A 19,891-nucleotide genomic window follows, 5' to 3' on the forward strand; every position below is an offset into this window, starting at 1 on the left:
TCGAGTGAAACAATCGTGTAGCAAAGAACCGGCCATCTTGGCTGGTTTTTTAAGGAAAAGGAGCAGAATACTGTGAAATTACGTGAAGATATCCGCAACGTGGCCATTATTGCCCACGTCGACCATGGGAAAACAACTTTGGTTGATGAATTATTGAAACAATCTGATACCCTAGACAGCCATACTCAATTGGCAGAACGGGCGATGGACTCCAACGCTTTGGAAAAAGAACGTGGGATTACCATTTTGGCGAAAAATACTGCGGTAGAATACAAAGACAAAAAAATCAACATCATGGACACCCCAGGACACGCGGACTTCGGTGGTGAAGTAGAACGAATCATGAAGATGGTTGACGGGGTCTTGTTGGTAGTAGATGCTTATGAAGGTACCATGCCACAAACTCGTTTTGTATTGAAAAAAGCATTAGAACAACATTTAACACCAATCGTGGTGGTCAATAAAATTGATAAACCATCAGCTCGTCCTGAACATGTAGTGGATGAAGTTTTAGAACTTTTCATTGAACTAGGTGCCGATGACGATCAATTAGACTTCCCAGTGATTTATGCCTCTGCTTTAAACGGGACTTCTAGTCTTTCTGATGATCCAGCAGACCAAGAACACACTATGGCGCCAGTGTTTGATACCATTATCGAACACATTCCCGCACCAGTAGACAACAGTGACGAACCATTGCAATTCCAAGTATCTCTATTGGATTACAATGAATATGTTGGTCGAATCGGGATTGGTCGTGTTTTCCGGGGTAAGATTGCGGTAGGCGACCAAGTAGCATTGATGAAACTAGACGGTTCGGTTAAAAAATTCCGCGTAACTAAATTATTTGGTTTCTTTGGTTTGAAACGTTTGGAAATTCAAGAAGCAAAAGCCGGGGACTTGATTGCTGTTTCTGGGATGGAAGACATCTTCGTTGGGGAAACCGTAACACCAGTTGACCATCAAGATGCTTTGCCAATTTTACACATTGACGAGCCTACTTTGCAAATGACGTTCTTGGTGAACAACTCACCATTTGCTGGTCGTGAAGGGAAATTCGTTACCGCGCGTAAAATTGAAGAACGTTTAATGTCTCAATTGCAAACCGATGTGTCATTACGGGTTGATTCCATTGCACCAGACGCTTGGATTGTTTCTGGTCGTGGGGAATTGCACTTGTCCATCTTGATTGAAAACATGCGTCGGGAAGGCTTTGAATTGCAAGTTTCTCGTCCAGAAGTAATCGAACGAATGATTGATGGCACTCGTTGTGAACCATTTGAACGAGTACAAATCGATACCCCTGAAGAATACATGGGGTCGGTTATTGAAGCGTTGGGAACACGTAAAGGTGAAATGCAAGATATGATCCATACGGGCAATGGTCAAGTACGAATCATCTTCTTAGTACCAGCTCGTGGCTTGATTGGTTTTAGTACAGATTTCTTATCCATGACTCGTGGCTACGGAATCATGGCTCATACTTTTGATGCTTACTTGCCAATGATTCCTGGTCAAATTGGCGGCCGTCGTCAAGGTGCCTTAGTTTCCATTGATCAAGGAAAAGCTACCACTTATTCGATTATGTCTGTAGAAGAACGAGGTACCGTCTTTGTAGAACCAGGTACTGAAGTTTACGAAGGGATGATTGTGGGCGAAAACTCTCGGGAAAAAGATTTGGCTGTAAACATTACCAAAGCCAAACAAATGACCAACGTGCGGTCTGCTAATAAAGACCAAACGTCTGTAATTAAACGTCCACGGATTTTGACGTTGGAAGAATCTTTGGAATTCCTAAATGAAGATGAATACTGTGAAGTAACACCAGAAAGTATCCGCCTAAGAAAACAAATCTTAAACAAAAACGAACGGGAAAAAGCTTCTAAAAAGAAGAAAATCGCCGCTGCTGAATAAGAGTAATGAAATCAGAAGATCTTCTGCCGTATTTGGTAGAAGGTCTTTTTTTGAAGTTTTTATAGATGAAGTAAACGCATTTTTTTGTAATCAAATTGAAATGTGGAAAACTATTTTAAGAAAAACTTAGAATCGTTGCTAGAAAGGGAATCAATAAATACGCAAAAAAATTGAGCTTCGTAAAACCAACGAAATATGTTTCATATTTATCGGATGTTTCACGAGCGGGCGAGTAAAACAGTTTATCAATGAGTTACCAAAGTAAAATGGAAAAGCTTATGAGAAATTTCAAAGTCTTTTTTGAAAATATTGAGAAAGGTTCTTGACTTCCTATCCAAAATGAAATTGAATTATGCTATAATGGGGAAACTGAGATGTAAGACTCAAAACTTGTGAAAAACAAGTTTGAAATAGGACCGAAAGGAAGGCTGAACCATGGAATTTTCACCAGAATTTGCTTTAGAAGTGTTGGTCCAAGATGGTGATCGCATCAAAAAATTGATTGAAAATCAAAAAAATAGTCAATGTATCTCCCAATGTAAAGCCTTTGAAGAAGTTGTGGACACGCAAATGTATGGCTTTTCTCGTCAAGTGGCTTATGCTGTGCGCTTGGGGCTAGTTTCAGCGGAGACGGGGCATCAACTTTTGGCAGATTTAGAACGGGAATTAAATCGTCTTTATAGCGAAGTTTATGAGACCCAGAAAACTGACAGCAACAAGGAGGTTTAATCCTTGTGCCGACAAAATTAAAGAAGCGCCATCTGTTGGACTATAGTATTTTGATTCCTTATTTGGTCTTGTGTATTTTTGGCCTAGTAATGGTCTATAGTTCCACTTCTTATCTACAAGTTGTAGATGGGGAGAATCCATTAGGGTTGGTGCGGAATCAAACGATCTTTTTTGCGCTTAGCCTTGTGATTATTGGGGTTATCTATAAGATGAAAACCCAATTTTTGAAAAACGATAAACTCGTCAATGTGATTTATGTCCTGATGTTGTTGCTATTGATTTATACTCGTTTTTTTAATAACTACACAGCAAATGGGGCCTATGGTTGGATTCGGATTCCTGGAGTGGGGACGATTCAGCCGGCGGAGTTTTTTAAAGTAGTGACTATTTGGTATTTATCCGTAAAACTTTATACTCGGCAAACCTTAATCAATGCTCGAGGCCATTATTGGTCGCAAGTTTGGCGGCCAGCTGGTGCCATTGCTATCGCTGGTTTAGTCATTGTAGCCATGCCGGATTTAGGTAATGCGGCGATTATCTTTTTGATTTTAATCATTATGTTATTAGCCAGTGGTGTAAATTACCTGTATTCGATTTTTACCGGGGTCATTGGTTTGTTTTCTTCAGTAGTTGTTATTAAATTACTGGGACTTTTAGGAAAAAGCCTTGGAGATAATCTGGATAGCTTGCCTATGAGCCACGTGTTGGAACGCTTTATCGTCTATCAGGATCCCTTTGAGTATGTGTATGATAAAGGGCATCAGCTGGTGAATGGTTATTATGCTTTTTACAATGGCGGTGCTTTTGGACGGGGCTTGGGCAATAGCATTCAAAAAAAAGGCTTTTTGGAATTCCCTCACACGGATTATATCTTTGCCGTGGTGGTTGAAGAACTTGGCTATGTGGTAGCAATCGTGGTTTTGGCAATCATTTTTTATATGGTAGCTCGAATCTTTTTAGTCGGAATTCGCTCCTCTAATCCTTTTAACTCCTTGATGTGTATCGGCATCGGTGCTTTGTTCATGGTACAAATCTTCGTGAACTTAGGCGGTGTATTAGGGATTATTCCTTTGACCGGGGTTACCTTCCCATTTTTAAGTCAAGGGGGCTCCAGTTTGTTAATGCTGTCGATTTGTATCGGCTTTGTATTAAATATTAGTGCAGAAGAAAAACGTAACAAATATGCAAGGATGCAATGATCTTTGCTAATTCGGATCGCAATTGTATCAGAGAAAAAACCCAATATTCCATTTGAGGATGCGGGTTTTTTCTATAAGAAAAACTGTCACAATTTTCCGAATGATGTGTTGTTTAGCAACAATTGTTTCATCAGAATTCTTATGCTAAGCTACTTTTAATAGCGCAGCATCATTACTAAAGGAGTGGTTAAATGAAAAAAGTTCTTGTGGCTAATCGGGGCGAAATTGCAATTCGGGTCTTTCGGGCCTGTAGTGAGTTGAAAATTAAAACAGTAGGGATTTATGCGGCAGAAGATGAATATTCAGTACACCGTTTTAAAGCTGATGAAGCCTACTTGGTGGGTAAAGGGAAAAAACCGATTGATGCATACTTGGACATTGATGACATCATTCGTATTGCCAAAGATTCTGGGGCTGAAGCCATTCATCCTGGATACGGTTTCTTATCGGAAAATCTGGATTTTGCTAAACGCTGTGAAGCAGAAGGGATCATCTTTATCGGTCCTTCCATTCATCACTTGGATATCTTCGGCGATAAGATTAAGGCCAAACAAGCAGCTATTGAAGCGGGGATTCAATCGATTCCGGGCACGGATGGCCCCGTTGCATCCATTGAAGAGGTTTTGGACTTTGCCAATGCCCATGACTATCCGATTATGATTAAAGCAGCATTAGGCGGTGGCGGTCGCGGTATGCGGGTAGCAAGAGATGAAAAAGAAGCTCGTGATGGTTATGAACGAGCAAAAAGTGAAGCGAAAGCGGCCTTTGGTTCTGATGAAGTTTATGTAGAAAAATACATTGGAAACCCGAAGCACATTGAAGTCCAAATTTTAGGGGATACTCACGGTAATGTGGTGCATTTGTTTGAACGAGATTGTTCTGTCCAACGCCGTCATCAAAAAGTCGTGGAAGTTGCGCCATGTGTTTCTTTAAGTGATGCTCAACGGACAACGATTTGTGAAGCCGCCGTGCAATTAATGAAGCACGTAGGTTATGTAAATGCTGGGACTGTGGAATTTTTAGTAGAAGAAGACAAGTTCTACTTTATCGAAGTTAATCCTCGGGTCCAAGTGGAACACACCATTACTGAAATGATTACCGATGTGGATATTGTGACGTCACAAATCTTGATTGCTCAAGGAAAAGACTTGCACAAAGAAATTGGCATTCCTGAGCAAAAGGATATTCAATTTAAAGGAGCAGCAGTTCAATGCCGAATTACGACGGAAGATCCTTTAAATAATTTCATGCCTGATACCGGAAAAATTGACACCTATCGTTCTCCTGGTGGATTTGGGGTGCGCCTAGATGTGGGCAATGCCTACGCGGGAGCGGTGGTTTCTCCTTATTATGATTCATTGTTGGTAAAAGTTTGTACCTTTGGCGCCACTTTTTCTCAAGCCATTCAAAAGATGCAACGCTGTCTGCGAGAATTTCGAATTCGCGGAGTGAAGACCAATATTCCTTTTATGCAAAATGTTATCAATCATCCAGTTTTCCAATCAGGAGATGCGAAGACTACATTTATCGATAATACGCCGGGATTGTTCGAATTTCCTCGTTTGCGAGACCGAGGCAACAAAACTATGAAATACATCGGGGAAATCACTGTAAATGGCTTCCCTGGGATTGAAAAGAGCAAGAAACGCTACTTTGAAGAACCACGAATTCCCAATAAATTGGAAACTTTTGACTATCGGTCGGCAAAAAATATTTTAGATGAAGAAGGTGCCGATGCAGTAGCGAAATGGGTGAAAGAGCAAAAAGAGCTCTTATTGACGGATACGACTTTCCGCGATGCCCACCAAAGCCTGTTAGCCACTCGCGTTCGGACAAAAGATTTCAGTAAAATTGCTGACTTAACAGAAAAAGCCCTTCCGCAGTTATTTTCCAGTGAAATGTGGGGAGGTGCCACCTTTGATGTGGCTTATCGTTTCTTAAATGAGGACCCTTGGCAACGGCTACGGATGATTCGTAAGTTAATGCCCAATACGCTTTTGCAAATGCTCTTTAGAGGATCCAATGCTGTGGGGTATTCTAACTATCCTGATAACGTTTTGGTAGAATTTATTAAAGAAGCAGCTAATGAGGGAGTCGATGTCTTCCGGATTTTTGACAGTCTTAACTGGGTACCACAAATGGAGCGTTCCATTCAAGCAGTACGAGACACGGGGAAGATTGCCGAAGCGGCTATTTGCTACACTGGAGATATTAATGATCCAACCCGGGATAAATATACGGTCCAATACTATAAAGACATGGCGAAGGAATTGGAAAATCTTGGGGCTCATATTATTGCCATTAAGGATATGGCTGGTTTATTAAAACCTCGAGCAGCATATCGCTTAATCAGTGAATTGAAAGATACAGTGGACTTGCCGATTCATTTGCACACCCACGATACGTCTGGTAACGGCATTATCACTTATTCAGCAGCTACTCAAGCTGGAGTGGATATTGTAGACGTGGCAACCGGTGCCATGAGTTCTTCCACTAGTCAGCCAGGAATGGCTAGCTTGTATTACGCTTTGGCTGACGACCAGCGACAACCGAAGATCAACATTGAAAATGCTCGTCAGATTAACCATTATTGGGAAGATGTGCGCATGTATTATAAGCCTTTTGAAAATGGCTTAAACAGTCCTCACGCGGAAGTATACAAGCATGAGATGCCTGGTGGTCAATATTCTAACTTGCAAGTTCAAGCCAAAGCTGTAGGTTTAGGAGATCACTGGGAAGAAATCAAAGAAATGTACCACACTGTGAACATGATGTTTGGAGACATTGTAAAAGTGACCCCATCTTCAAAAGTTGTAGGGGACATGGCCTTGTTTATGGTACAAAACAACTTAACTGAAGCCGATGTCTATGAAAAAGGTCTGGAGTACAATTTCCCAGAATCTGTTGTGACTTTCTTCCAAGGAGAACTAGGTCAACCAGTGGGTGGTTTCCCTGAAAAACTGCAACAAATCATCTTAAAAGGACGGCCAGCTTTCACTGAACGTCCCGGTTTATTGGCAGCTCCTGTAGACTTTGCTGCAGTGAAAGCCGAATTAGCAGAAAAAATAGGCTATGAACCAAAACAAGATGAAATTTTAAGTTATCTCATGTATCCACAAGTCTTTTTGGATTATCAAGCGGCTTACAATCAGTTTGCTGATGTTACCATGTTGGATACACCGACGTTCTTTAGTGGGATGCGTTTGGGCGAAACAATCAACGTTGAAATTGAAAAAGGCAAAATCTTGATCATTCGCTTGGATGAAATTGGTGAACCAGATATTGAAGGAAATCGGACGCTGTTCTTTAACTTAAACGGACAACGGCGAGAAGTTTTAGTGAAGGATAGCTCCATTAAGAGCGCGATCCAAACCAAACGAAAAGCTGAACCGACCAATAAAGAACAAATTGGTGCAACCATGCCTGGCTCGGTGCTGGAAATCTTAGTGAAAAAAGGTGATCGGGTAAAACAAGGGGATACATTGATGGTAACAGAAGCGATGAAGATGGAAACTGCCATTGAAGCGCGATATGACGGAGAAATTAAGCACATCTATGTAGAAGCAGGGGAAACAATTTCTCAAGACGATCTCTTGATTGAAGTTGTGGAAAAATAAAAAGGAAGAGACTAGGACTTCGGTTTTAGTCTCTTTTTATGGCAGAAAAGTAAGATTTCAAGGGTTACTACTTACAGTCTGGAATCAACAGTTAACTTCCGTAACGAATAGTTTTAGCTTTTTAAAAGTCTTTTTGAAGAGACAAAGCTGCGGGTTCTCTTTTATTATTCCTTGGTGTATCATAGTGATTAGACAGTTTAAGGGGGATATCAGATGAAACGGCGCTTCATCTTTTTGGGCTTTTTTGTTTTAGCTTTACTTGCAGTTTATTTACAACCAGTTTTTTTCCCTAGGCAAGCTCAGACCATTCGTCCCCAAGATTCTCATGTAACTGGGGAAGGAACGATTACAAACATGCAAGTAGACCCAATCGCTGCCTCTGGCTTTGCGATGGAGATTGGTAGTTCTTTGAAAGACTTTGAAAAGACTTATGGTAAAGCAATCGATAGCTATGATTCAGGTTATGGGTTTAGGATTAATCGCTATCAAACAGCTGAAAATGGCTTTTTAGAAGTGAATAGTAAAGAAGGCAAGATTACTGCTATTAAAACTACTGGGATTGACGGGGATGAAATTGCTCCTTTTTCATTGAAGATGACCATGGGCGATTTGGCGACTATTACCATGTTATTTCCTAATTTCACCATTAAAAATGGAGATGAAGAGGTCAAAATCGAACTGATGGAAGAAGATTTAAGCTACCGTCCATTGATCGTTTTTGACAATGGAATCTACGGTATTTTGTTTTTTAACAGTGATGCTAAACTGTACGGCATTATGTATTTAAATAAAGAAACTTTGTTAGAGCTTTCACCTTATAATGTAGTGTCCGGTAATGTGCCTTTTATGACCGCTCAGATTGATAAGTGGGAAGAAGTAGACCGAAAAAGGGTGAATCAGGGCTTTCAATTGCTGAACACTTTGCGTTTACAAGAAGATTTGCCCCAATATGAAACGACTTATACATTGCAAGGTCAAAGCCGGGACTTTTTAAGTCGCTTTTTAAAAAATCCCGGAAAGTTTCTCGAAGAAAGTCGTTATACTAGTTTCAAAAAAGCCACAGAAGAAGCTAGCAATGAAGTCTTTATGGTGACTGGAAGCGAATTTAGTGATTTAGCTAAGGCGGTAGGCGTGCCAAATATTCAAGGCTTTTTTGAAACGCCTTGTTACGATTTGACTTTTCAAATTTTATCTTGGTACAGTGATCCTTATATGCACACTCGCTTTATGGAAGATAAGAATCAAGCAATCGCTATTGGCATCAGCCAGCAGAATATGGTAATCTTATTTGAAGATGTAGCTGAGACAGAGGATAGTGAATAAGTGTGATATACAATGAACAGATGTTACAAATAGATGACCAGATTGACCTGGTGTTAAAAGCCATTGACCAATCTGATTTGCTACAAAACTATCAAAAATCAAAGCGTCAGATGGAAGCTGATCCAAAAGCTACTTTAGCCAAGGCCACTTTTACCAAAGCAAAAACTCGCTTTGAAGAAATTTCGGCTTATGGACAGTATGTTCCCGGGTACCACGAAGGGCAGAAAGAAGTGATGGTAGCCAAGCGAAAGCTGGATTTAACGGACTCTGTCAGTGCCTTTCGTTTTGCAGAAACTAGCTTACAAAGTTTATTAGATGAAATCGGGGCTCAGATTGCGAAGGCCATTGATGAAGAGATAAAAGTAGACGCTGGGAATCCTTTTTTTGAAACCGGACAGTCTACTAGTTGTGGAGGAAATTGCCATGGAAGTTGATCAGACAGTAGATTTTAAAATTAACCCCCGCCGCGGTCTTGTGGTTTGGGTTTATAGTTTAAAACAGTTAAAAAACTTAAAGCGATACGGCTTTGTCTATTATGTATCCCGGAAGATGAAGTATGTCTACATGTATTTGAATGAAGAACGCTATGAAGAATCTTTAGACAAGATTCAAAAGCTGCATTTTGTTCGCAGTGTGGAACCTTCTTATCGTCCTGATGTGGAAATGAATTTTGCGGATAAAATTGGTACTAAAGCGGCGTATCAGGAAAAAGAAGACGGCTTTGAAGTGGAAGAATTATCCACTCAGATTCGTTTAGCGGAAGATGTGTAATAAAATAAGCACAAAGGCGGGATTCAATGAGAATCGAAACCGCCTTTTTTGCTGAAACAAGAAAGCAGGAAACATGATGAGAGTAATTTCTGGAGAATTTCGGGGACGGCGTTTAAAGAGCCTCACAGGAGATAATACCCGTCCTACTACAGATAAAGTTAAAGAATCGATTTTCAATATGATTGGCCCTTATTTTGACGGGGGCGTTTGTTTGGACTTGTACAGCGGCAGTGGTAGCTTAGGTATTGAAGCCGTGTCCCGGGGGATGGAACGAGGGTATTTGGTGGACCGGAGTTTTCCGGCAATGAAAGTTATTAAGGAAAATGTGGCATTGACAAAGGCGGAAGCTCGTTTTACCCTGTGGAAGATGTCTGCGGAAGCTGCCTTGCAAAAGCTGTCAGAGCTAGGGAGCCAAGTGGATTTAGTCCTTTTAGATCCTCCCTATGCTAAACAAGTGATTGAAAAAGAATTAGCAAAAATGCAAGAGTTGGACTTATTGGCAAAAGATGCAGTCGTAGTTTGTGAAACAGATAAACGAGTGGATTTACCAGAAGAAATTGGCAACTTGATATTGCGCCGGGAGCAAAACTACGGCATTACCTCAGTTCGTATTTATGAAATGAAACAGAAGGTGACAGAATGAAAAAAATCGCATTATTTCCCGGAAGCTTTGATCCGTTTACTATGGGGCATTTAGACACAGTGGAAAGAGGAGCCAAGCTATTTGATGAAGTGATTATCGGTGTTTTTGTCAACACTGGCAAGCATTCGTGGTTTACTCCAGAAGAGCGACAAAAGTTGATTAAAGAAAGTGTCGGTCATATACCTAATGTACGAGTGGAAGCACAAACTAGTGAATTGACAGTGAATTACGCTAAAAAAATGGGAGCCCAGTTTTTGTTGCGGGGTATTCGTAGTATTAAGGACTATGAATATGAAAAAGACATTATGACGATGAATCGCCATTTAGATGAGGAACTGGAAACTGTCTTTTTGTTGGCAAATCCCAAATACAGCCATATCAGCTCTAGCCTATTAAAAGAAGTACTGCTTTTTGAAGGCGATGTGGCAGAGTATTTGCCAAAACCAATTTATCAAGCAATGCTTGGAAAGCGTGAGCGTAATGAAAAATAAATTTTCCTTGAAGCGTTTAGGTTTAGTAATAGCTGGGTTGATTGTATTGGCTTGTTTTTTAGTGCCGATTCCTTTTTATGTAGAAGGTCCTGGGGCAACCATTGATTTATCCGAGTTAATTAAGGTCAATGGCAAAGAAGACCAGCACTCCGGTTCATTTTCTCTCACTTCGGTGGGGATCCGTCAAGGGACTGTGGCCACGGTAGCTAAGGCGAAGTTTTCTGATTTTGAAGACGTGGTTAGTAAAGATGAGCTGATGGGTGGGGCCACAACAGAAGAATACGATCAAATGCAGGCTTACTATATGGAATCCTCCCAAAATGCAGCCATTGAGCAAGCCTTGAAATTGGCCGATAAACCTTATGAGATGACGTATTTAGGTGTCTATGTCATGGCAATCGACTCTGCTTCTAGCTTTTATGGCAAGATTGCCGTGGGAGATACAGTGACCAAGGTTAACGGCAAAAGCTTTGCTGATGCGGATGCTTTAGTGGATTACGTTCACAATCAAACTGTGGGGGATGAAGTAACGGTGACCTATCTTCACAATGACAAAGAAAAAGAAGCCCGGGGCAAATTGATTGAATTACCTGAGCCAAATAAAGGAAAAGCGGGAATTGGAATTACATTGACCAGTCATACAAAAATCAAAACCGATGAAAAAATTGTCTTTGATGTGGACAATATCGGGGGTCCTTCTGCTGGATTGATGTTTACTTTAGAAATTTACCAACAGTTGATTGAGGAAGACTTGCGTCAAGGATTAGATATTGCTGGCACCGGGACTATGAATGCCGATGGGACAGTAGGGCAAATCGGTGGAATTGACAAAAAAGTTGCTTCTGCTGCAGAAAGCGGCGCAAAGATTTTCTTTGCACCAAAGGGTGAATCAGAAGAAGATACCAACTACAAGGAGGCCAAAGCTGCTGCCAAAAAATTGGGCACAGATATGAAAATTGTGCCCATAGCTACTTTAAATGATGCAGTGAGCTATTTAGAGAAGTTGAATTGATGTTATGACAGCCAGTGACGAGGTTTTCTTGTCACTGGTTTTTAAATTTTGAACGACGATGTGGTATAATTTGCAATAACATAAGTAAGGAGGAAGACACGTGGAAATAAAACGTCAAAAACCCGTGGTCGAAGCGTATCACTATGATCAACGGATTCCAGATCAAGAATATGAAACAAAATTAAATGTAGGGTTTGCGCCATTGGAGTCAAATGATCCAAACTATCCGAAAGAAAATAGTATTTTAGGAACTCGCTTGGAATTCCTTTTGGCTTTTAAAGAGTATGTTCTCTCTGGTCAAATCAGTCAGATTAACCATATTGTGAATCGTAAAATTGCCAATCAAGAAGATTTAACCAAAGAAGAAATTGATGAAATCGTAGCGCCCTTGTTTGATCTAGTCGAACGAATTAGCTATGAAGTAACGGAAATCGCTACGGACGAACCTGGCTTGAAATTAAACTTCCATGCAGATGCCACACTCGCGGAGGAATAAGATGTTTAACAGTGAAACTCAAGTGATGCTTTATATGAACGATGTGGCAGCAGCAGGGGCTTTTTGGCAAAGTTTAGGCTTTGTAATCCTAGACGAAACAGAAGCAGATGGAACATTAGTCTTGGAAATCGCACCAACGGCTACTAGTAATCTGCATTTTGTCATTTATGATTTAACGTATGTGCAAAGTCATTCTCCTGAGGTTAACATTGCAACGCCATCGGTTATGTTTGAGGCGAAGGATGTTTTTGACTTGTATCAAAAAATGCAAATTCAAAATGTTACATTAGGCGAATTGGTACAATTAGGTGATCGGTTGATTTTTAACTTTGCCGATCCTGAAGGAAATTACTTCGCCGTTAGTGGCTTAGCTGAATAAAAATTAGAAGACATTTGCTTTTGAGAATATCAACAGCAGATGTCTTTGATTTTTACTGAAAAGAATAGGACAATTTGTTTCTTACTAGCAGACTAGTCGCCTTCTTCGCATTTCTTTTCAAAATAGCGTACACTTGACTTGAGTAATTGAGTTAGGAGGTGGCAAAATTGAAACCTTATGTATTTGCCATAGGGGATGTCCATGGGATGTATGATTTGTTTAGCCAAGTTGCAGATTATTATGAGCCTAAATTGCATCAATTGGTGCTAATGGGGGATATAAATGACCGGGGGCCACAAGTGAAAGAGAGTTTTCTACTGGCAAAAAAACTAGTAGAAGAACACGGTGCTGTTTATTTAATGGGAAATCACGAAGAGTTATTGCTTTATTTTTTGGCCCATCCAGAAGACGTGGGACAACTCTATGAACAAAATGGTGGCCGACAAACCATTGAAAGCCTCTTACACAAAGGCGCGTGGGAAGAATATTCCCCAACGGAAATCGCCATGATGATCAGAAGCCGCTATAAGGACTTAGTTGCCTTTTTAGCAAAACGACCTTTGTATTATGAATGGGGCCCTTATGTTTTTGTTCACGCTGGAATTGATTTGGGACAAAAAGATTGGCATAAAACCAGTCCTCATGACTTTGTTTGGATTAGGGAAGCTTTTTATCAAGGCAAAAATCACACGGGAAAGACCATTGTCTTTGGTCATACCATTACTCCAGTATTACATGGAGATATGATGACGACAGATCTTTGGCATCAAGATTATAAGATTGGCATCGATGGTGGGGCGGTCTTTGGCGGTAGTCTTCACGGGGTGATTTTTGATACTGAAGGAATTGTACAAGACATTGAGTACCAAAATTTAGAGGGACCGTGGCAGCCTTCAATTTAAAGAACAGTAAAACAGATTCTTACTGAAAAGTGAGAATCTGTTTTTTATGGTAAAATAATTTGGATTGGATAAGAAAGGTGTGACCCCAGTGGAAGCAAGTATTTTTGAATTATTAAAACAAGAGTTAACCCAGTACCGTCCCCAACAGATGAAACGAGTATTGGATTTATTATTAGAAGGTAACACGGTCCCTTTTATTGCCCGTTATCGAAAAGAAGCGACAGGAAATTTAGATGAAGTGCAGATTCGGGAAATCGAAGAACGCTATCACTATTTAGAAAACTTGGAAAAACGCAAAGAAGAAGTCTTGCGTTTAATTGAAGAACAAGAAAAGTTGACACCAGAACTTAAATTTGCGATTCAAAAAGCTAGCAAAATGCAGCAGTTAGAAGATTTGTATCGTCCTTACAAGCAAAAGCGCCGTACTAAAGCGACGATTGCAAAAGAAAGAGGACTAGCGCCATTCGCCTCTTGGCTGATGACGTTGCCAAGTGAAGGCGATTTAATTGCCGTGGCCTCTGAGTACATCAACCCAGAAAAAGAAGTACCAGATGTAGACGCTGTCCTTGCAGGGGCTCACGAGATTCTAGCAGAGGAATTTGGAGATAATCCAGATTTTCGTAAGTGGATTCGCACATATACAGAAAATCATGGTCAATACGTCAGCAAGGTGAAAGACGAAGAAAAAGATGAAAAAGGCGTTTACGAAATGTATTACGACTTTTCTGAACCGATTAAAAAAATGGTCTCTCATCGCATTTTGGCTACGAATCGAGGAGAAAAAGAAGGAATCTTAAAAGTTGCTATTGAAGTTTCGGAAGCAAGTATTTTAGCTTATTTGCAAAAGCAGCTATTGCCTAAAAAAACAATCGCTAAAAGTGTGATTCAATCCGCCTATGAAGATGCTTATAAACGGTTTATTGCACCAGCGTTGGAACGGGAATTTCGCGGTCAATTAACAGAAGCTGCTGATGAGCAAGCCATTGATGTCTTCGGCGAAAACTTACGGAATTTATTGTTACAGTCACCATTAAAAGGGAAAGTCGTCATGGGTTTCGATCCGGCTTATCGTACTGGGTGTAAATTAGCCATTTTAGATGCTACCGGAAAAGTCTTGGGGATTTCTGTAATTTACCCCCATGCGCCAGCAGCCCAGGCTAAGCGTGCTGCCGCTAAAGATCAGTTTGTCGAGTTAATTGAACGCTATGGTGTGGAAATGGTAGCCATTGGCAATGGGACTGCCAGTCGAGAATCCGAGCAATTTGTAGCAGAACAATTGCATCGGGTTGATCGGGATGTCTTTTATGTGATTGTCAATGAAGCTGGAGCCTCCGTTTATTCTGCCAGTGATATTGCTCGAAGTGAATTTCCGGACTTGGCTGTGGAAGAACGTAGCGCCATTAGCATCGGTCGGCGCTTACAAGATCCACTAGCAGAGTTGGTGAAAATTGATCCGAAAGCCGTGGGGGTAGGGCAATACCAACACGACGTCTCTCAAAAACGTTTGGGCGAGCAACTGGATTTTGTGGTGGAAACGGTGGTTAACCAAGTAGGAGTGGATGTAAATACGGCTAGCCCGCAACTTTTGCAACATATTTCTGGCTTGAATAAAACCACTGCCCAGAATATTTTGAACTATCGAGAAGAAAATGGAGCATTCAATGCTCGTAATCAATTAAAGAAAGTACCACGTTTGGGGCCTAAAGCTTACGAACAGGCGATTGGTTTTTTGCGAATTCCCGGAGGCAAACAAGTGTTAGACAACACGGGGATTCACCCAGAAAGCTATGGGGCTGCCAAGGCTGTGCTAGAAGCAGCTAAACTTACTGAAAAAGAATTGGGCACACCAAAAGCTGCAGAAGCATTAAAGGCTTTGGATTTAACCAAATTGGTAAATGAATTAGGCGTGGGAAAAGCCACCTTACAAGATATTGTGAAAGCTTTGATTCAACCGGGTCGGGATATGCGGGATGAAATGCCAGCACCATTGCTGCGAAAAGACGTTTTAAAAATGGAGGACTTACTACCTGGCATGGAATTAAAAGGTACTGTGCGTAATGTGATTGACTTCGGGGCTTTCATAGACATCGGCGTCAAACAAGATGGTTTGGTGCATCTTTCTAAACTCAGCAAACGTTTTGTCAAACACCCGAAAGATGTGGTGGCAGTGGGTGATATCGTCACCGTTTGGGTGGAGAATGTGGATCTTAAAAAAGGTCGCATCGCGTTAACCATGTTGGAACCGAAAAAGGAATAATTCATGACCAACCAAGAATTGCAAAAATTAGTAGAAGAGATTTCATTAAAAAGTTTCGGTCGGCCTTTTAAACACCAAGCCATCTTTAATCCACGTTTGAAAACGACGGGAGGGCGTTATCATTTACAAGATCATCATTTGGATTTTAATCCGAGTCTTTTTGACCAAGTAGATGAAACTGTCCAGCAAGGCATTATTGTGCATGAATTGTGTCATTACCACTTGCATTTGACAAAACGAGGCTATCGCCATCAAGACCGGGATTTTAAAGAGCTATTGCAAGCTACCCAAGGGTTACGCTATGCTCCAAGAATCAATTCCACAATTGATAAACCGAGAAGGCAGCTTCACTATCACTGTCAAGAGTGTGGTCAAGAATATGTACGACAGCGCCGCATTGACACAAGAAAATACCGGTGTGGTCGCTGCCGGGGGCCTTTAGTTTTGCTTTAAGTCCTTGATGTTTAAGAAAATGGCAAGAATCAACACAAAAAGTGAGCGCAAGAAAACTTGGTTGCACTTTTTGTGAATTTGTTAGATAATGTGGTTCGTAAATCGTAACGTAACAGATGTAGTTAAGAGTGAATCCAAGAAAAGAGGACAACTATTCATATGACAGCTAAGAATAAACTTTACCATTTCGTCGGCATTAAAGGCTCAGGCATGAGCTCATTGGCGTTGGTTTTACATGAAAAAGGGTATCGTGTGCAAGGTTCTGACGTAGAGGAATACTTCTTCACACAACGGGATTTGGAAAAAGCCGGAATTAAAATTTTACCTTTTGATGCAGCGAATATTGAAGCCGACATGGTAATTATTGCGGGAAATGCTTTCCCTGATACTCATCCAGAAATTGTTCGGGCCAAAGAACTTGGAGCAGAAGTAATTCGCTACCACGATTTCATCGGTCAATTTATTCAAGATTACACCAGTATTGCGGTAACAGGTTCTCACGGAAAAACTAGTACCACAGGTTTATTAGCTCATGTCTTTAGTGGAGTGAGTCCAACTAGTTATCTGATTGGGGATGGTACTGGGCACGGAGTTCCTGATGCAGATTTCTTTGCCTTTGAAGCTTGTGAATACCGTCGTCATTTCTTGGCTTATTCACCAGATTATGTGATCATGACCAATATTGATTTCGATCATCCGGATTACTACCATAGTATTGATGATGTTTTTGATGCTTTCCAATCCATGGCTAACCAAGTGAAAAAAGGCATCTTTGCTTATGGCGATGATCCTTATTTGCGGAAAATCCAAGCCGATGTGCCAATTTATTACTACGGCGTTAGCGAAAATGATGATATTCGAGCTTATAATATTAAACGGACCACAAAAGGTTCTGAGTTTGACGTGGCCATTAAAGGGGAATTCGTCAGCCATTTTGAACTACCTGCATTTGGGAAACACAATATTTTAAATGCCCTAGGGATTATTGGCGTGGCCCATTTAGAAGGGATTCCAATGGCCGAAGTAGGGGAAGAAATGAAAAGCTTTGGCGGTGTAAAACGGCGCTTTACAGAAAAGAAAGTGGCGGATATGCTAATTGTGGACGATTACGCCCACCATCCAGCAGAAATCAAAGCAACCATTGATGCTGCTCGCCAAAAATATCCTAAAAAAGAAATTATCGCCGTCTTCCAACCCCATACTTTCACTCGGACCATTGCTTTAATGGACGATTTTGCGGAAGCTTTGGATTTAGCTGACCAAGTATACCTTTGCGATATCTTTGGCTCTGCTCGAGAAACAAAAGGCGATGTGAAGATTGAAGATTTAGGTGCTAAAATTAAAAAAGGCGGCCAAGTCATCAAAGAAGAAAATATGTCACCTTTATTAGACTATGAAAATGCGGTAGTCATCTTTATGGGTGCCGGAGATGTTCAAAAATTTGAGCAAGCTTATGAGAAGCTATTAAGTAATACAACTCGTAACGTTTTATAATTGAAAACACTGGCAGCCAGAAAAGAAAGTTTTTTTCTGGCTGTCATTTTTTTAAGAACTGGATAAGAACAAAAGTGGGCAGAATGAAAAGCGTACTGCAACAAATGAACTTCATTGGAATCAATAGTCACTTTTATTTGGTAAGTCCATCATTTTTAAAAGAAGTTGCTTTTAGGTGAAGAATGCTTGCACTTTTTAATGGTTTTGATAGAATTGAAAGTATCAATTAAACAACACTTAACTGTGGAGGGAAAAACGTGCAGATAAATCGAAATAAGCGCATGGGAAAAACAATTGAAGAAATTGAGGAGGGAGACTCGTTATCTTTAACGGAATCCATTGAAGACAATCAGTTGTTGTTATATTTAGGCTTAACCAATGATGCCAATCCTTTATATATCCAACATGATTACGCCCAAGAAACCGAATACCAACGGCCAATCGTACCAAGTGTGATGCTTATGGGAATCATTACTTCTGCCATCAGCAAGCATTTGCCTGGTCCTGGATCTCATGTCGTAAATTTTTCTGTGAATTTTATTGAACCAGTTTATCATTATGAAACTTTGACTTTTCAATTTGAAGTGATCAAAGTAGATAAGATGAAAGATGTAGTAACCATTTCCGTAGAAGCAGTCAACGTGGAAGACAGTCGGGTGCTAGATGCGGTAGTGATGGTACAACCACCTTCAAGAAAAGAGCGTGATGAAATTGAATAATCCAAATATACGAGCACGAAAATCTGATTTAATAATCAATGATGTGAGTGGCTTGAATCGCTTTTATGGGAAAGTCTATGGCATTTTTGCCGCAGGACTAGGCTTAAGTGCGGTGACAGCATATCTGGGGGCTGAAGTTTTCCAAGCACAAGTACTTAGCTTTATGATGCGTTTTCCTTTAGGTATTTGGGGATTATGGATTCTCCAATTGGTTCTAGTTGGAGTGATGGGGAAAAAAGCTACGAAAAACCCTGCTTTGACATTAGCTGGCTTTGTGGTGTATTCCTTGCTAACAGGATTGACCCTTTCCATTACATTGAGCATGTACACTTCGGCAACGGTAGTACAAGCCTTTGTTACCGCCATGGTGACCTTTGCTGGAGCGGCAGCCGTGGGGATGTTTATTAAAAAAGACTTAAGTATGCTAGGCCGTATCGGCATGATCTTAGTTTGGGGCTTAATCATTACCATGCTGTTGAATGTGTTCTTCTTTAAAAGTGGTGGATTGGACTTAGTGATTTCCTTTATTGGTGTTTTAGTCTTTACCGGTTTAACAGCTTATGATAATCAAATGATTAAAAATTATTATGGTCAGTTTCAAACCACTGAAAATACAGGGATTGCAACTTTTGTAGCTTTGCAGTTGTACTTAGATTTTATCAATATTTTCTTATTCTTACTGCGCATCTTTGGTTATGATGACAATTAAAAAATGCAGTAAAAAGCTATTTTGGAAGCCAGTCTTTCAAAATAGCTTTTCTTATTTGGAGCTAGGAGGAATTATATGAAAGCATTATTTATCTTTGAAGATGGCAAGAACTCTACATTTTATCTCTATGATTTAACCGATGGAAAAAATCGTTTGATTCACTTTGTGCCAGAGATTCGTTTGCAAAAAATGTCACTAGGAGAACTCTTTGTTCGGGAACCTATTGAAAAATTTGTCCAATATTTTGCGGCCGCTTTTACCATTGAAGTGCGTAAGTATTTGGTATTATCAAAAGCAGAAGGGGTCGACTTAGTGAAAAGTACCGGGTTAAATGCTGATGGTAAATTTCACGTGTATAATCCCAATACTTTTACTGCTTATAAAAATCAAAAGCACTATGAAAAAGGGGATTTGTCCTTAGCTCCAGAAGAAATTGACGCCTATATTAGTTGGCAAATTGATGAGGATGGTTCTTTTGGCGTTTTTACCCGCCAAGAAGATGTGATTCGCTTAATGAAAAAAAAATTAGTGAAGCCTCGCTTGTCTACCGTGACGAAAAATTTTGGCACGGTGAATACCTATACGAAAACAAATTTAGGAATGCGTGATTTATTGAAATTAGCTGGCAGCTATTTAGCAAAAGGTTCCGATCCTATGGAAAAAGAAACGGTACCTGTTCTCGGAACCTATGAATTAAGCGAAGAGATTCCAAGACATTTAAAAAGAGTGGAATGGACGGAAAATCCTATAAAACTTCGATCCGAACTTTGGTGAAAAATTGTT

Annotated in this window: 19 protein-coding genes; all 19 read left to right on the forward strand. The window is 40.4% G+C overall.

All coding sequences use genetic code 11. The annotated features are described in order from the left end of the window. The first annotated feature begins 72 nt into the window (after nt 1-72). The 19 genes from typA (at nt 73) to AB5754_RS00445 (ending at nt 19,882) form a co-directional block, all read left to right on the forward strand. Complete coding sequence (typA, locus tag AB5754_RS00355; protein WP_311833586.1) at nt 73-1,914, forward strand: translational GTPase TypA; 1,842 nt, start codon at nt 73-75, stop codon at nt 1,912-1,914. A 435-nt stretch (nt 1,915-2,349) separates the two neighbouring features. Continuing rightward, the gene (locus tag AB5754_RS00360; protein WP_311833587.1) at nt 2,350-2,643 is read left to right on the forward strand and encodes a YlaN family protein; all 294 of its coding nucleotides are present in this window, start codon (nt 2,350-2,352) and stop codon (nt 2,641-2,643) included. Nucleotides 2,644-2,648: 5 nt separating this feature from the next. Beyond that, nucleotides 2,649-3,842, forward strand: coding sequence for an FtsW/RodA/SpoVE family cell cycle protein (locus AB5754_RS00365; RefSeq protein ID WP_311833588.1), 1,194 nt, complete (start codon nt 2,649-2,651; stop codon nt 3,840-3,842). A 191-nt stretch (nt 3,843-4,033) separates the two neighbouring features. Further along, entirely contained in the window at nt 4,034-7,459 is a 3,426-nt protein-coding gene (locus tag AB5754_RS00370) for a pyruvate carboxylase (RefSeq protein WP_368252202.1), read from the forward strand. Between the two features lie 213 nt (nt 7,460-7,672). Next, nucleotides 7,673-8,782 carry a CAP-associated domain-containing protein gene (locus AB5754_RS00375; RefSeq protein ID WP_311833590.1) on the forward strand — a complete coding sequence of 370 codons (1,110 nt, stop codon included), beginning with the start codon at nt 7,673-7,675 and terminating at the stop codon, nt 8,780-8,782. A 2-nt stretch (nt 8,783-8,784) separates the two neighbouring features. Further along, the gene (locus AB5754_RS00380; RefSeq protein WP_368252201.1) at nt 8,785-9,216 is read left to right on the forward strand and encodes a YlbF family regulator; all 432 of its coding nucleotides are present in this window, start codon (nt 8,785-8,787) and stop codon (nt 9,214-9,216) included. Further along, a complete protein-coding gene (locus AB5754_RS00385) occupies nt 9,206-9,553 on the forward strand; it encodes a YlbG family protein (protein ID WP_311833592.1) in 348 nt (115 codons plus the stop codon). The genes AB5754_RS00380 and AB5754_RS00385 overlap by 11 nt, the downstream gene beginning before the upstream one ends. 73 nt (nt 9,554-9,626) lie before the next feature. Beyond that, the gene (gene rsmD, locus AB5754_RS00390) at nt 9,627-10,196 is read left to right on the forward strand and encodes a 16S rRNA (guanine(966)-N(2))-methyltransferase RsmD (protein ID WP_368252200.1); all 570 of its coding nucleotides are present in this window, start codon (nt 9,627-9,629) and stop codon (nt 10,194-10,196) included. Continuing rightward, on the forward strand, nt 10,193-10,687 hold the full coding sequence (coaD, locus tag AB5754_RS00395; protein WP_368252198.1) for a pantetheine-phosphate adenylyltransferase: 495 nt from the start codon (nt 10,193-10,195) through the stop codon (nt 10,685-10,687). The genes rsmD and coaD overlap by 4 nt, the downstream gene beginning before the upstream one ends. Then, nucleotides 10,677-11,699, forward strand: a complete 1,023-nt coding sequence (locus AB5754_RS00400; RefSeq protein ID WP_368252197.1) for a SepM family pheromone-processing serine protease — start codon at nt 10,677-10,679, stop codon at nt 11,697-11,699. Before coaD ends, AB5754_RS00400 begins: the two co-directional genes overlap by 11 nt. A gap of 100 nt (nt 11,700-11,799) precedes the next feature. Further along, entirely contained in the window at nt 11,800-12,195 is a 396-nt protein-coding gene (locus AB5754_RS00405) for a DUF1149 family protein (RefSeq protein ID WP_368252196.1), read from the forward strand. A gap of 1 nt (nt 12,196) precedes the next feature. Then, nucleotides 12,197-12,574 carry a VOC family protein gene (locus tag AB5754_RS00410; RefSeq protein WP_311833597.1) on the forward strand — a complete coding sequence of 126 codons (378 nt, stop codon included), beginning with the start codon at nt 12,197-12,199 and terminating at the stop codon, nt 12,572-12,574. A 167-nt stretch (nt 12,575-12,741) separates the two neighbouring features. Beyond that, the gene (locus AB5754_RS00415; protein ID WP_368252195.1) at nt 12,742-13,476 is read left to right on the forward strand and encodes a metallophosphoesterase; all 735 of its coding nucleotides are present in this window, start codon (nt 12,742-12,744) and stop codon (nt 13,474-13,476) included. An 88-nt stretch (nt 13,477-13,564) separates the two neighbouring features. After that, a complete protein-coding gene (locus AB5754_RS00420; protein WP_368259416.1) occupies nt 13,565-15,733 on the forward strand; it encodes a Tex family protein in 2,169 nt (722 codons plus the stop codon). Nucleotides 15,734-15,736: 3 nt separating this feature from the next. Further along, the gene (locus tag AB5754_RS00425) at nt 15,737-16,186 is read left to right on the forward strand and encodes a SprT family protein (protein ID WP_368252193.1); all 450 of its coding nucleotides are present in this window, start codon (nt 15,737-15,739) and stop codon (nt 16,184-16,186) included. Nucleotides 16,187-16,345: 159 nt separating this feature from the next. Next, a complete protein-coding gene (murC, locus tag AB5754_RS00430) occupies nt 16,346-17,680 on the forward strand; it encodes a UDP-N-acetylmuramate--L-alanine ligase (RefSeq protein WP_368259417.1) in 1,335 nt (444 codons plus the stop codon). A 257-nt stretch (nt 17,681-17,937) separates the two neighbouring features. Next, nucleotides 17,938-18,399 carry a MaoC/PaaZ C-terminal domain-containing protein gene (locus AB5754_RS00435; RefSeq protein WP_311833602.1) on the forward strand — a complete coding sequence of 154 codons (462 nt, stop codon included), beginning with the start codon at nt 17,938-17,940 and terminating at the stop codon, nt 18,397-18,399. After that, nucleotides 18,386-19,108: a Bax inhibitor-1/YccA family protein gene (locus AB5754_RS00440; protein WP_368252116.1), complete on the forward strand. Its 723-nt coding sequence runs from the start codon at nt 18,386-18,388 to the stop codon at nt 19,106-19,108. Before AB5754_RS00435 ends, AB5754_RS00440 begins: the two co-directional genes overlap by 14 nt. Before the next feature lie 75 nt (nt 19,109-19,183). Further along, a complete protein-coding gene (locus tag AB5754_RS00445) occupies nt 19,184-19,882 on the forward strand; it encodes a hypothetical protein (RefSeq protein ID WP_368252117.1) in 699 nt (232 codons plus the stop codon). Nucleotides 19,883-19,891: the final 9 nt, after the last annotated feature.

The organism is Enterococcus sp. 2201sp1_2201st1_C11_2201SCRN_220225 (genome assembly GCF_040925905.1).
GTDB classification, from domain to species: domain Bacteria; phylum Bacillota; class Bacilli; order Lactobacillales; family Enterococcaceae; genus Enterococcus_C; species Enterococcus_C asini_A.

Bases quoted from the DNA above. Each gene is read 5' to 3' on its own strand.
- AB5754_RS00360 (WP_311833587.1), top strand. From the start codon at position 2,350: ATGGAATTTTCACCAGAATTTGCTTTAGAAGTGTTGGTCCAAGATGGT.
- AB5754_RS00370 (WP_368252202.1), top strand. From the start codon at position 4,034: ATGAAAAAAGTTCTTGTGGCTAATCGGGGCGAAATTGCAATTCGGGTC.
- AB5754_RS00375 (WP_311833590.1), top strand. From the start codon at position 7,673: ATGAAACGGCGCTTCATCTTTTTGGGCTTTTTTGTTTTAGCTTTACTT.
- AB5754_RS00385 (WP_311833592.1), top strand. From the start codon at position 9,206: ATGGAAGTTGATCAGACAGTAGATTTTAAAATTAACCCCCGCCGCGGT.
- rsmD (WP_368252200.1), top strand. From the start codon at position 9,627: ATGATGAGAGTAATTTCTGGAGAATTTCGGGGACGGCGTTTAAAGAGC.
- coaD (WP_368252198.1), top strand. From the start codon at position 10,193: ATGAAAAAAATCGCATTATTTCCCGGAAGCTTTGATCCGTTTACTATG.
- AB5754_RS00400 (WP_368252197.1), top strand. From the start codon at position 10,677: ATGAAAAATAAATTTTCCTTGAAGCGTTTAGGTTTAGTAATAGCTGGG.
- AB5754_RS00410 (WP_311833597.1), top strand. From the start codon at position 12,197: ATGTTTAACAGTGAAACTCAAGTGATGCTTTATATGAACGATGTGGCA.
- AB5754_RS00425 (WP_368252193.1), top strand. From the start codon at position 15,737: ATGACCAACCAAGAATTGCAAAAATTAGTAGAAGAGATTTCATTAAAA.
- murC (WP_368259417.1), top strand. From the start codon at position 16,346: ATGACAGCTAAGAATAAACTTTACCATTTCGTCGGCATTAAAGGCTCA.
- AB5754_RS00440 (WP_368252116.1), top strand. From the start codon at position 18,386: ATGAAATTGAATAATCCAAATATACGAGCACGAAAATCTGATTTAATA.
- AB5754_RS00445 (WP_368252117.1), top strand. From the start codon at position 19,184: ATGAAAGCATTATTTATCTTTGAAGATGGCAAGAACTCTACATTTTAT.